The 14,557-nt window shown below is 67.2% G+C and carries 2 protein-coding genes; both read left to right on the top strand.

Annotated features, from left to right (window positions below):
* Positions 1 to 44 precede the first annotated feature (44 nt).
* Positions 45 to 6,521, top strand: coding sequence for a non-ribosomal peptide synthetase (locus tag LOY26_RS20015; protein WP_258714032.1), 6,477 nt, complete (start codon positions 45 to 47; stop codon positions 6,519 to 6,521).
* Position 6,522: 1 nt separating this feature from the next.
* Positions 6,523 to 14,376 (top strand): non-ribosomal peptide synthetase, encoded by a 7,854-nt coding sequence (locus LOY26_RS20010; protein WP_258714031.1) that lies wholly within the window; start codon positions 6,523 to 6,525, stop codon positions 14,374 to 14,376.
* Positions 14,377 to 14,557 lie beyond the last annotated feature (181 nt).

Below are 14,557 nucleotides of genomic sequence, written 5' to 3'. Positions count from 1 at the left end.
CTTCGTCTGACAGTTACCGCTCGACTGCCAGGACATCGCTCGACATGAATGCTGAACAGACGCTCAAACTCGCTCGCCGCTTCATCGAACTCAGCCCCGACAAGCGCCGCCTGTTCCTCAAGGCGCTGCAGGGCGAGGGCATGGACTTCTCCGTGCTGCCGATCGCGCCAGGTGTCGAGGTCGACGAGCGTGACCAGCTGTCCTACGCGCAGCGGCGCATGTGGTTCCTCTGGCAGCTCGACCCCCAAGGCGCAGCCTACAACCTGCCCATGGCCGTGCGCCTGCATGGCCCGCTGAACCTGTTGGCCCTGCAGCACGCCTTCGATGCCCTGGTGGCCCGCCACGAAACCCTGCGCACCCGCTTCGTCGCCGACGGCGATGATGTGCGTCAGCAAGTCGATGCAGCCGCCGCCCCGCTGCAGTTGCGCCAGGACGGCTTGAGCGAGCTGGCCGAAGAGGCCCGCCATCACGCCCTCGAATCCATCGCCGAAGAAGAAGCCCTGGCCCCCTTCGACCTGGCCGCCGGCCCGCTGCTGCGCGTGCGCCTGCTGCAACTGGCAGAACAGGACCATGTACTGCTGCTGACCCTGCACCATATCGTCGCCGATGGCTGGTCGATGAACGTGCTGATCGACGAGTTCCTGCACCTCTACGATGCCGCCGTGGCCGGCACCGAAGCCACACTCGAACCCTTGCCGATCCAGTACCGCGACTACGCCCTGTGGCAGCGCAGTTGGCTTCAGGCTGGCGAGCAGGACCGCCAGTTGGCGTACTGGCAGGCGCGCCTGGGCGACGATCACTCGCCGCTGGAGCTGCCACTGGACCGCGCCCGCAGCGGCCGGCCGAACTACCGCGGCGCGCGTCACGAATTCCCGATTGCCGCCGATGTCGCTGAACGCCTGCGCGGCCTGGCGCGTCGGCACAACGTCACCCTGTTCATGGTCCTGCTGGCAGCCTTCAAGCTGCTGCTGCAGCGCTATGGCGGGCAGAGCGCCGTCCGCGTCGGGGTGCCCATTGCCAACCGCAACCGTGCCGAAAGCCAGGGCCTGATCGGCTGCTTCATCAATACCCAGGTGCTGCACACCGAAATCGACCCACTGCTGGATATCGCCGGCCTGCTGCAGCGCGTGCGCGAAACCGCCGTGGGCGCGCAAAGCCACCAGGACCTGCCGTTCGAACAACTGGTCGAGGCCCTGGAGCTGCCGCGCAGCACCGAGAGCCCGCTGTTCCGGGTGCTGTTCAACCACCAGGCTCAGGTGGCGGATGTCGAAGCCATCAAGACCCGCTCCGGGCTGAGCCTGGCACCGATCACCCTGGAAAAGCACAGCGCCCGTTTCGACCTGGCACTCGATACCCACGAGCGGGCCGGCCAGCTGCATGCTGCCTTCACCTATGCCCTCGATGTGTTCGATGCGGCCACTGTCGAAGCCCTTGGCGAACAATGGCTGGCGCTGGTGCAGGCGCTGGCCGACGAGGCCCCCGGTGCGGTGGGCGAGTTGCCGTTGCCAGGCCTGGCCGCCACCCGGAATGCGCATGGGCAGGCCGCCGAGCCGTTGTTGGTCCACCAGCGCTTTGCCGAGGCTGCCCAGCGCCACCCCGAGCGCACCGCCGTGATGGCAGCAGGCGAGGCGGCCAGCTTTGCCGGGCTTGATGCCCATGCCGAAGCCATCGCCGACAGGCTGGTCGAAGCTGGCGTGCAGCCGGACACTCTGGTCGGCGTGCTGGCCGACCGCAGCGTCGGCATGCTCGCCAGCATCCTCGGCGTGCTCAAGGCGGGCGGCGCTTACCTGCCACTGGAACCCGAGCAACCGGCCGAACGCCTGGCCTACATGCTCGCCGACAGTGGCACCCGCCTGGTGCTGGCGCCCGGCAATTGGCAGGCAACGCTGCCAGGTGGCGTCCATCGGCTGGCCTGGGAACACACCCAGGCCGCTCGTGAAAGCGCCCCACGGCGTGCCGTTGCAGCGGCCAACCTCGCCTACGTGATCTACACCTCCGGCACCACCGGCCAGCCCAAGGGCGTAGCAATCAGCCATGGCGCGTTGGGCAACTATGTCGAGGGCATCGCCGCGCGCCTGCCGATGAGCCAGATCCACAGCATGGCGCAGGTCTCGACCCCGGCTGCGGACCTCGGCCACACCATGCTGTTCGGCGCCCTGTGTGGCGGCCAGACCTTGCACCTGCTGCTGCGCGATCAGGTACTGGATGCCGAAGGCTTCGCGGCCTACCTGGCGCAGCACCAGGTGGATGCACTGAAAATCGTGCCCTCGCACCTGGAGGCCATGCTGGTCGCCGGCCGCTCGGCGCTGCCGGAGCAGTGCCTGGTGCTGGGCGGCGAAGCCATCAGCCCGGGCCTGCTCGGCAAGATCCGCGCGCTGGCCCCAGCACTCAAGGTGTTCAACCACTACGGCCCGACCGAGACCACGGTCGGCGTGCTGGTGGCCGAACTGGACAACCAGGCTTCGCTCGGCCAACCGCTGGCCAATGCACGCCTCAGCGTGCTCGACCGCTGCCTGCAGCCCTTGCCGGCCAAGGCCAAAGGCGAGCTGTACATCGGCGGGGCAGGCCTTGCCCGTGGCTACCTCGCCCGCCCGGCGTTGACCGCTGAGCGTTTTGTGCCCGACCCGAACGGTAATGGCGAGCGCTTGTACCGCAGTGGCGACTGGGTACGGCAGAGCGCTACCGGCGAGCTGCAGTTTGCCGGGCGCATGGACGGCCAGGTGAAAATCCGTGGCTACCGCGTGGAGCTGGCCGAAATCGAGAACCAGCTGCGTGGGCTGGAGGGCGTCGCCAATGCCCTGGTGCGAGTCCAGGGCCAGGCACCGGAGCTGCAACTAGCGGCCTGGCTGGTGCCCAGCCAGATGCCGGCAGACAGCCAGGCCTGGCAGGAGGCGATTCGCGCCACGCTCAAAGGGCTGCTGCCCGAGCACATGGTACCCACCCACCTGATGGTGCTGGAGCGCCTGCCGGTGACGGTCAACGGCAAGGTCGACATCAAGGCGCTGCCCGCGCCGGTCGCCACCCAGGTGGCCTACCAGGCGCCGGTAACCCCGTTGCAGGTGCAGCTGGCGCAGATCTGGGCCGAGGTGCTGCAGGTGCCGCAGGTGGGCCTGGGCGACAACTTCTTTGCCCTGGGTGGGCATTCGCTGCTGGCCACCCAGGCCGTGTCGCGGGTGCGCAAGCACCTGGGCCTGGACATCCCGCTGCGCACGCTGTTCGACACGCTCGACCTGCAGGCCTTTGCCCAGGCCGTGGCCGAGGGCGAGCAGGGCGCGGGCCTGGAGATCGAGATCCTCGACCGCCAGCAGCCGCTGCCGGTGTCCCGCTCGCAGAACCGCCAATGGCTGTTCTGGAAACTCAACCCGCAAAGCCTGGCCTACAACACACCGATGGCCGTGCGCATGCAAGGCGCCCTCGACCGCGCAGCCGTGCAGGCCGCGCTGGATGCGCTGGTGGGACGCCACGAATCACTGCGCACGGTGTTCGTCGAAGCCAACGGCTTGCCGTGGCAGCGCATTCTGCCCGCCGCTTCGGTACCGATTGGCTTCGAAGACCTCAGCGGCCAGGACGAGGCCGCGCAGATGCGCAAGCTCGAAGCCGAAGCCTTTGCCACGTTCGACCTGGAGCACGGCCCGCTGCTGCGTGCGCGCCTGTTCAAGGTGCATGCGCACGAGCACCTGCTGTCGCTGACCTTGCACCACATCGTCTCTGACGGTTGGTCGATGAGCCTGCTGGTACGCGAGTTCGCTGCCGCCTACAACGCGGCTGCCAGCGGCCAGGCAAGGGCCATCGAGCCGCTGCCGGTGCAGTACGCCGACTTCGCCGCCTGGCAGCGCAAATGGCTGGCCGAGGGGCAGATGCAGGCACAGATCGACTATTGGAAGGCGCGCCTGGAGGACGATTTCGAAGTGCTCGAACTGCCCGCCGACCGTATTCGCCCGCCGGCCAAGAGCTACCAGGGCAGCCGCTTCGACCTGCGCCTGCCGTTGGCCCTCACCGAGCGCCTGCGGGCCCTGGCGGTGGCGTCCAATGCTACGCTGTTCCATGTGTTTCTGGCGGCCTACGCCATCGTGCTGTCGCGCTACAGCCGCAAGGACACGATCAACATCGGTGTCCCAGTGACCAACCGCAATCGCCTGGAGCTCGAAGGGCTGATCGGCTTCTTCATCAACGTGGTGGTGGCGCGGGTCGGCGTCGATGGCAGCCTGCCGTTCCCGCAGTTGCTGGCGGCGATCAAGGAAACCACCCTGCAAGCGCAGGCCAACAAGGACGTGCCGTTCCTGGAGGTTGCCGAGGCCCTGTACCCAGAGCGCGACCAGGGCGTGAACCCGTTCTTCCAGGTGCTCTACAACCATTTGCGCGACCTGGGCGAGCAGGTGTCCAGCGATGCCCTGCAGGGCCTCAAGGTCCGCGAAGTGGACTTGCTGGAGCCGGGCGCGCAGTACGACATCTCGCTCAATACCCTGGAGCGCTCCGACGGCGTGACCGCCTCGTTCAACTACTCCACCGACCTGTTCGATGCGCCGCGCATCGAGCGCATGGCCGGGCACTGGCAAGCGCTGCTCGAAGCCATCTGCGCCGAGCCGCAGCGCTGCATCGCCGAGCTGGACTTCCTGGGCGACGATGAGCGTCGCCAACTGACCCATGGCTGGAACCCCGCGCCAGCAGCCAGCAGCGGCCTGTGCGCGCACCAGTTGCTGGAGCGCCAGGCGCGTGCGCAGCCAGACGCCGTGGCACTGATCTTCGATGATCAGCAACTGAGCTATGCCGAGCTGGACCGCTGCAGCACCCAGTTGGCCCATCGCCTGCGTGCAATGGGCGTAGGCCCTGACTGCTTGGTGGGTGTGGCCGTCGAGCGTGGCCTGGGCATGGCGCTGGCGCTGATCGCCATCCACAAGGCCGGCGGTGCCTATGTGCCGCTGGACCCGGACTACCCGCAAGAGCGCCTGGCGTACATGGTCGAAGACAGCGGCATTGGCCTGCTGCTGGCCGATGCGCCATCGCTGGCGCGTTTGCAGCTCGACCCGCAGCTGCCTTGCCTGGTGCTCGAACCCGGCACCCAGTGGCTGCAGGCCTGGCCGGCCGAGCCGCTGCCTAACCTGGCGGCGCCGCATAACCTGGCCTACGTCATCTACACCTCGGGCTCCACCGGCATGCCCAAGGGCGTGGCCATCGACCACCATGCGCTGTCGGTGTTCTGCCAGGTGGCCGCCGACTACTCACGCCTGAGCCCGAGTGATCGCGTGCTGCAGTTCGCCACCTTCAGCTTCGACGGCTTTATCGAGCAGTTCTTCCCGCCGCTGGCGCAAGGCGCTTGCGTGGTGCTGCGCGACCTGCGGCTGTGGGACACCGCCACCCTGCTGGACGAAATCAACCGCCACGGTGTGACCGTGGCCGACTTGCCCGCCGCCTACTGGCGCCTGCTGGCCCTGGAGCGTCGCGGGCCAGAGGCCTATGGCCGGCTCAAACAGATCCACGTTGGCGGTGAAGCGGTGCCGGAAGACGCCCTGCGCGCCTGGCTGGCCGATGGGCCGCCGGCGGTGCGTCTGCTGAACACCTACGGGCCGACCGAAGCGACCGTGGTGGCCACCACCTTCGACTGCTCGCAGATGACGCCCGCGCAGATCAGCCAGGGCGGTGTACCGATTGGCCGAGCGCTGCCGGGCCGTACCCTGCACGCGCTGGACGATGGCCTGGCGCCGACCCCAGTGGGCGTCTCTGGCGAGCTGTTCATTGGCGGGGCAGGGTGCCTGGCGCGGGGTTACCACCAGCGCCCGTCGCTGACGGCCGAGCGCTTCATCCCCGACCCGTTCGACAGCGTGGGCGGTGGCCGCCTGTATCGTACCGGCGACCTGGGTTACTACGACCCACATGGGCAACTGGCCTATCGCGGGCGGGCTGACCACCAGGTCAAGGTGCGCGGTTTCCGCATTGAACTGGGCGAGATCGAGCAGTACCTGCGCGCGCACCCGGACGTTCGCGAGGCCACGGTACTGGCCATCGACCTGCCCAGCGGCAAGCAGCTGTGTGCCTATGCGGTACCTGCTGAAGGCGCCAGCGGCGATCTGCGCCAGGCCCTCAAGCAGTACCTCAAGGCCAGCCTGCCGGACTACATGATCCCGTCCTACCTGGTGACCCTGCCGAGCATGCCGCTGACCCCCAGCGGCAAGCTCGACCGCAAGGCGCTGCCATTGCCCGACCCCAGCCAGCCACAGCACGACTACCAAGCGCCGCAGACCGAACTGCAACAGCAATTGGCGCAGATCTGGGCGCAGTTGCTCAACCTCGGTCAGGTCGGCCTGAACGACAACTTCTTCGAACTCGGCGGCCACTCCCTGCTGGCGGCGCAAGCGGTATCGCGCATCAACGTGGAACTGGGCCTGGACATACCGCTGCGGCTGATCTTCGCCCACCCCGAGCTGCGCGCGTTCGCCCAGGCACTGGATGAACAAGGCCTGTCGCTGAGCGACGACGGCCTGAGCGATATCGAAAAAATGATGAACGAATTCACCGAGGCCTGACATGCAACTCACCCCCGCACAACGCATTGCCCAACGCTTCGTCAGCCTGCCTGTGGAGCAGCGTCAGCAGATCCTGGCGAAAATGCAGGCCACCGGGCAGAGCTTCCGCCTGCTGCCCATCGTGCCTGCACGCCAGGGCCTGGCGCGCATTCCCTTGTCGTTTGCCCAGCAGCGCCTGCTGTTTCTCTGGCAGTTGGAACCCGACAGCCCGGCCTATAACGTGCCGATGGCCGTGCGCCTCAAGGGCGCTCTGGAGCTAACGGTGCTGCAGCAGGCGCTGGATGCGCTGGTCAGCCGCCATGAGTCGCTGCGTACGCGCTTCGTTTCGGATGAAGGCGAGTTCCACCAGGAGATTCTCGGCGCCTGCCCGCTGGTGCTGGACGTGGTCGAGTTCCAGGCGGGCGACGATGAAGCCGCCTTGAGCGAAGCCGTCGATGCCGCGCTCAAGCAACCGTTCGACCTGCTGACCGGGCCGCTGATGCGGGTCACCCTGCTGCGCCTGAGCGCCGAGCACCACGTGCTGGCCCTGAGCATGCACCACATCATCTCCGACGGCTGGTCGAGCGACTTGCTGGTGCAGGAGTTCATCCAGCTGTACACCGCCCTGGCTGAAGGCCGCGAGGCGCAATTGCCGGCCCTGCCGATCCAGTACGCCGACTATGCGATCTGGCAGCGCGCCTGGCTCGAGGCCGGTGAGGCCCAGCGCCAGCTGGCGTATTGGCAGGCGCAACTGGGTGACGAGCAGCCGCTGCTGAGCCTGCCGCTGGACTTCGAACGGCCCGCCACGCCGAGCTACCGCGGCGCGGTGCTCAAACTGCAGATTGGCGCCGAGCAGGCCGAAGCGCTGCGCAGCCAGGCGCGCAAGGGCGGGCACACGCTGTTCGTGCTGATGCTGGCGGCCATGGCGGTGGTGCTGTCGCGCTACAGCGGGCAGTCGGACATCCGCATCGGCGCGCCGAATGCGGGGCGTAACCGCAAGGAGCTGGAAGGCCTGATCGGCTTCTTCATCAACACCCAGGTGTTGCGCGTGCAGGTAGACGAACGCGCGACCTTCGCCGAGCTGCTGGAGCAGGTCAAGGACGTGATCGGCGGCGCCCAGTCGCACCAGGAACTGCCGTTCGAGCACCTGGTGGATGCCTTGCTGCCAGAGCGCAACCTGGCCCACAACCCGCTGTTCCAGTTCAAGATCAACCAGCACGTGGCGGCGGGCGACGCGTCGCGCAAGCGCCTGGGTGCGCTGGAGGTGGAAGGTTTTGCCCGTGAAGGTGGCGATGCGCGCTTCGACCTGGCGTTCGACTTCTCGGATAAGCCCGATGGCATCGAGGGGTACTTCACCTACGCCACCGACTTGTTCGAGCCCGCGACCATCCAACGCCTGGCCGACTCGCTGCGGCGGGTGCTGGACGTGCTCAGCCATGCCCAGCAGCAGCCGATCGTCGACCACCTGGAGGTGGCGGCGCAGCAGCCGGCCGCAGCCAACGCCTACCCGCACCGCGACTTCCTCGCCCTGTGGCACCAGGCGATGGCGCAAGGGCAGGCCCAGGGCGGCGTGCGCGCTGGTGAGCGCTTCATGACCCAGGGCGGGCTGGACGCTGCGTCCAACCGCGTAGCCGACTACCTGCGCCGGCGTGGCGTCGGTGCCGGCAGCATCGTTGCCCTGTGCCTGCCGCGCTCCATCGATTGGGTCACGGCCTTGCTGGCGGTGCTCAAGACCGGCGCCGCCTACCTGCCGCTGGATACCCAGCAGCCGCAGGAGCGCCTGCAGCAGTTGGTCGTCGACAGCGGCGCCGCCGTGCTGTTGCATGAGCCTGGCGATACCCGCTTCGCTGGCCTCGACGGCTTGCAGGCGGTTGCCTGCGAGCCCTCGACGTGGGCGGCCTGCAGCGACAGCCCGGTGGCGGTCGCGGTCAGCCCTGAGCAGCCGGCTTATCTGATCTACACCTCGGGTTCGACCGGCCAGCCCAAAGGCGTGGTGGTCAGCCACGGGGCATTGGCCAGCTATATCCAGGCTGTGCTCGAACGCCTGCAACTGCCGGCCGGGGCGAGCATGACCATGGTGTCCACCACCGCCGCCGACCTTGGCCACACCGTACTGTTCGGTGCCCTGGCCTCGGGCCGCTTGCTGCATTTGCTACCGCAGGAACTGGCCTTCGACCCGGATGGTTTCGCCAGCTACATGGCGCAGCATCAGGTGGGCGTGGTGAAACTGGTGCCAAGCCACCTGCAAGGCTTGCTGCAGGCTGCCCGCGCCGCCGATGTGCTGCCTGCTGCAGCACTGATTCTGGGCGGTGAAGCGTGCCCTTGGAGCCTCCTGGAAAAAATCCGCGCATTGCGCCCCGAATGCCGCGTCATCAACCACTACGGCCCGACCGAGACCACGGTCGGCGTGCTCACCTTCGAACCCGACCAGCGCCTGGCCAATTGCCGCACGGTGCCGGTCGGTCGCCCGCTGGGCAATGCCTGCGCCGAAGTGCTCGATGGTTACCTCAACCCGCTGGCGCCGCAGGTGGTCGGCGAGCTCTACCTGGGGGGCCAGGGCGTTGCCCAGGGTTACCTGGGCCAGCCCGCGCTGACGGCCGAACGCTTCGTGCCGGCGGCCGATGGCGCCCGCCTGTACCGCACCGGCGACCGGGCGCGGTTGAGCGCTGAAGGCCTGGTGGAATTTATCGGGCGTGCCGATGACCAGGTGAAAATCCGTGGCTATCGCGTCGAACCGGGTGAAATCGGTCGCGTGCTCGCCGGGCTGCCCGATGTCAGCGACGCCGTGGTCCTGGCATTGCCGCTGGAAGGCGATGCCGAGCGCCTGCAACTGGTGGCCTACGTGGTGGCCGAAGCAGGCGTGACCGTGCCGCAGTTGCAGGCGCAACTGCAGGCCCGCTTGCCCGACTACATGGTGCCTGCGCAGGTGCTGTTGCTCGAGCGTCTGCCGCTGACCGCCAACGGCAAGCTCGACAAGCGCGCCTTGCCGGCGCCGGGCGCGGTAAGCCGTGGTTACGTGGCGCCTGAAGGCGACATCGAGGAGAAGCTGGCCGCGGTATGGGCCGACGTGCTCAAGCTGGAACGCGTGGGCAGCAGCGACAACTTCTTCGAGCTGGGCGGCGATTCGATCCTCAGCCTGCAGATCATCGCCCGGGCCAAGCGCCAGGGCATCAAGATCACCCCCAAGCAGCTGTTCGAACAGCAGACCGTCGGCCAACTGGCCCAGGTCGCCAAGCGCATCGAAGCCAAGCAGCCGGCAGCCGCTGCCCCGGTGGACAGCGCTGTCAGCGGTGAAGTGGTGCTGCTGCCCGCGCAGGCGCGCTTCTTCGAGATGGACATCGCCCAGCCAGGGCACTGGAACCAGTCGGTGCTGTTGAAACCTGCCCAGCGCGTGCAGGTGGAACACCTGGAGTCGGCCCTGCGTGCGGTGCTGGAGCAGCACGACGCCTTGCGCTTGCGCTTCAGCCGCCAGAACGGCCAGTGGCAGGCCCGCTTCCAGGCCCTGGACAGTGCGCCGCTGGTGCGCCAGCGCAGCCTCGCAGCGCTGGGCGAACTGGACGCCGCTGGCACCGAGGTGCAGGCCAGCTTGAACCTTGAGCAAGGCCCGCTGCTGCGTGCCGAACTGTTCGACCTTGCCGATGGCCAGCAGCGCTTGCTGTTGGTCATTCACCACCTGGTGGTGGACGGCGTGTCCTGGCGGGTGCTGCTCGAAGACCTGCAAGAGGCTTATCAGCAACGCCTGAAAGGTCAGCCCGTAAGCCTGCCAGCCAAGACCTGTTCGGTGAAAACCTGGGCCGAGCGGCTGGTTGCGCATGCCAGCAGCTCGGCGCTGCAGGCACAGGGCGACTACTGGCTGCAGGTGCTGCAAGGCAGCCCGGCAGAACTGCCGCGTGACAACCCGCAGGGCAGCCTGGGCAACCAGCACGCCCGCACTGCTGCGTCGCGCCTGGATGCCGCGCGTACCGCGCAGTTGCTGAAGCAGGCCCCCGCTGCCTATCGCACGCAGATCAACGACCTGCTGCTGACCGCGCTGGCGCGCACGCTGTGCCAGTGGAGCGCGCAGGATGAGGTGCTGGTGCAACTGGAAGGCCATGGCCGCGAAGACCTGTTCGACGACCTTGACCTCAGCCGCACGGTCGGCTGGTTCACCAGCCTGTTCCCGGTACGTCTGGCCCCTGGCCAGGCCGTTGGCGAGTCGATCAAGGCGATCAAGGAGCAACTGCGCGCCGTACCGGACAAAGGCATCGGCTATGGCCTGCTGCGCTACCTGGGCGATGCCCAGACCCGCGAGCGGCTCAGCGGCGCCGCGCAGGCACGCGTCACCTTCAACTACCTGGGCCAGTTCGACGGCAGTTTCACCGCCGACGACGCGGCATCGTTCAGCCCTAGCGGCGAAAGCGCCGGCCGCACCCAATGCGCCGGTGCGCAGTTGGGCAACTGGCTGAGCATCACCGGCCAGGTGTACGGCGGCGAGCTGTTCCTGGAGTGGACCTACAGCGAAGACGTCTACCGCCCGGAAACCATCCAGCACCTGGCCCAGGCCTACGAGCAGGCGTTGGCCGAGCTGGTCGAGCATTGCTGCCAGGCTCAGCACCAGGGCGTGACGCCGTCGGACTTCCCGCTGGCGGCACTCACCCAGGCTCAGCTGGACAGCTTGCCGCTGGCCCCGGGGCAGATCGCCGATGTCTACCCGCTGTCGCCGATGCAGCAGGGCATGCTGTTCCACACCCTGTACGACCAGCAGGCCGGCAACTACATCAACCAGTTGCGAGTCGATGTCGAAGGGCTGGATGTGCAGCGCTTCAAGCAGGCCTGGCAGGCCGCGCTCGATGCCCATGACATCCTGCGCAGCGGGTTCGTGCTGCAGGGCGAGCTGGAGCAGGCGGTGCAAGTGGTGCGCAAGTCGGTAGCGTTGCCGTGCAGCGAGCATGACTGGCGTGGCCAGCCGGCGCTGGAAGCCGCCTTGCAGGCCTTGGCCGAGGGCGAGCGCCAGCGCCGGTTCGAACTGGCCGAGGCGCCGCTGCTGCGGCTGGCCTTGGTGCGCACGGGCGAGGCGCGCCACCACCTGATTTACACCAACCACCATATCCTGATGGATGGCTGGAGCACCTCGCGTTTGCTGGGCGAAGTGCTGCAACGTTACGCGGGGCTGGCGCCACAGGCCCAAGTCACGCATTACCGCGACTATATCGCCTGGCTGCAAGGCCAGGACACAGCGGTTGCCGAAAGCTTCTGGAAGGCCCAGCTGGCCGGGCTCGACGAGCCGACCCGGCTGGCCCAGGCCATTGCCGGTAGCGCGGGGGTTGCAGGCACCGGCTACGGTGATCATCGCCTGGCCTTCGATGCGGAGCAGACGGCGCGCATCGAAGCCTTTGCCCGCGCCAACCGGGTCACCGTCAATACCCTGGTGCAATCGGCCTGGCTGCTGCTGTTGCAGCGCTGCACTGGCCAGGCCAGCGTGTGCTTCGGCGCCACGGTAGCGGGTCGCCCGGCAGACCTGGCTGGGGTCGAAGAGCAGATCGGCCTGTTCATCAACACCCTGCCGGTGATCGGCGCACCCCGTGCCGAACAGACCGTGGCCGAATGGATTAGCCAGGTGCAGGCCAGCAACCTGGCTGTGCGCGAGTTCGAGCACACCCCGCTGTATGACGTGCAGCGCTGGGCAGGGCAGGGCGGTGATGCGCTGTTCGACAGCATCCTGGTGTTCGAGAACTACCCTGTTTCCGAGGCCTTGCAGCAAGGCGCGCCTGGCGGGTTGCGCTTTGGCGACGTGGCCGTGCAGGAGCAGACCAACTACCCGCTGACCCTGGTGGTGGAACTGGGCGCGACCCTGTCGATGCACTACAGCCACGACCGTGCGCTGTGGAGCGACGAGGCCATTGGCCGACTGGCGGGTTGCTTCGCCAGCGTGCTGCAGGCGCTGGTTGCCAATGCGCAGGCAGTGGTCGGCGAGCTGCCGATGCTGGGCCTGCAAGAACAGCAACTGATGGTCGAGCGCTGGAACGACACCCAAGCGGCATACCCGGATCAGCGCAGCATCCATTCGCTGATCGAAGCCCAGGCGTTCGCCACCCCACACGCCCCGGCACTGGTGTTTGGCGAGCAGTCCCTGAGCTATGCCGAGCTCAATGGCCAAGCCAACCAGCTGGCGCACAAGCTGCGTGAACTGGGCGTTGGCCCGGACGTGCTGGTGGGCATCGCCATGCAGCGCAGCCTGGAGATGGTCATCGGCCTGCTGGGCATCGTCAAAGCTGGCGGCGCCTACGTGCCGCTGGACCCGGAGTACCCGCAAGACCGCCTGAGCTACATGTTCGCCGACAGCGGCATCGCCTTGCTGCTGACCCAGTCGCACCTGCGCGATGCCTTGCCGATCCCGGCCGGCCTGCGCAGCCTGGACCTGGACACCGAGCAGCTCGGTGCTTACAGCGACGCCAACCCGAACATCGACGTGGCGCCGCTGAACCTCGCCTACGTGATCTACACCTCCGGCTCCACCGGCCGCCCGAAAGGCGCCGGCAACAGCCATCAGGCGCTGGTCAACCGCCTGTGGTGGATGCAGAAGGCCTACGGCCTGGATGCCAGCGACAACGTGCTGCAGAAGACCCCGTTCAGCTTCGACGTGTCGGTGTGGGAGTTCTTCTGGCCGCTGATGACCGGCGCCCGTCTGGTCATGGCCCAGCCAGGTGCCCACCGCGACCCGCAACTGCTGGTCGACACCATCAACCAGTACGCCATCAGCACCTTGCACTTCGTGCCGTCGATGCTGCAGGCGTTCATGATCCATGAAGCAGTCGAGAGCTGCGTCAGCCTCAAGCGCGTGGTGTGCAGCGGTGAAGCGTTGCCTGCCGAGCTGGCCCGCCAGACCCTGCAGCGCCTGCCAGCGGCCGGCCTGTACAACCTGTACGGCCCGACCGAAGCCGCCATCGACGTCACCCACTGGACCTGCCAGCCGGACGAAAGCATCAGCGTGCCGATCGGCCAGCCGATCGACAACCTCAAGGCCCACATCCTCGAAGGCAGCCTGCAACCTGCGGTACGCGGCAGTGCCGGCGAGCTGTACCTGGGGGGTGTAGGCCTGGCCCGTGGTTACCACCAGCGCCCAGCGCTGACTGCCGAACGCTTCGTGCCAGACCCGTTCAGCGACAACGGCGGGCGTCTGTACCGCACCGGTGACCTGGCACGTTACGACGCCGACGGCGTGATCGACTACGCCGGGCGTATCGACCACCAGGTGAAGATCCGCGGTTTGCGTATCGAACTGGGTGAAATCGAAGCGCGCCTGCTGGAGCTGCCGAGTGTGCAGGAGGCAGTGGTACTGGCCCAGGACGGTCCGAACGGCAAGCAGTTGGTGGGTTATGTGGTACCGGCCGACAGCACGCAAGACGAGGGCGCACTGCGCGACAGCCTGCGGGAGGCGCTGAAGGCCGGCCTGCCGGATTACATGGTGCCTGCGCATCTGCTGCTGCTCGGCAAACTGCCAGTGACACCGAACGGCAAGCTGGACCGCAAGGCCTTGCCGCAACCGGATGCCAGTTTGCTGCAAGGCGAGTACGTGGCGCCGCAGAGCGAGCTGGAACAGCAGATCGCGACGATCTGGGCGGATGTGCTGAAGCTGGAGAGGGTCGGGTTGACCGACAATTTCTTCGCGCTGGGCGGTCACTCCCTGCTGGCCACCTCGGTGATCGTTCGCATACAGGAGCAAGCCGGTGTTTTGGCCGAACTGAAAGAACTCTTCGAGTTCCCTGTACTGGCCGACTTCAGTCGTCAGCTCGAAGGTAAGGCGCCAGTCGTCGACACCACCCAGGACCAATTGGCCAAGTCGCTGGCATTACTCGAAAGCTTGAGCACGGAGGAGCTCGATGAGCTGATTTCCTAGTCTTTGCGGTCGGCAGACTAAACGCGTCTCTTGCCCATGGCGCAAACGGTGTAGGAGCGGCCTTGCGTCGCGAAAGGGCTGCGTAGCGGCCCCAGCAATTTATGCGGCGAAGCTGAGACCCAGGGGCCGCTACGCAGCCCTTTCGCGACGCAAGGCCGCTCCTACTGGAATCGTGCACGAG

Source organism: Pseudomonas sp. B21-047, assembly GCF_024748775.1.
Taxonomy (GTDB): Bacteria; Pseudomonadota; Gammaproteobacteria; order Pseudomonadales; family Pseudomonadaceae; genus Aquipseudomonas; species Aquipseudomonas capeferrum.
This window is presented reverse-complemented; position numbering and strand designations above follow the sequence as displayed.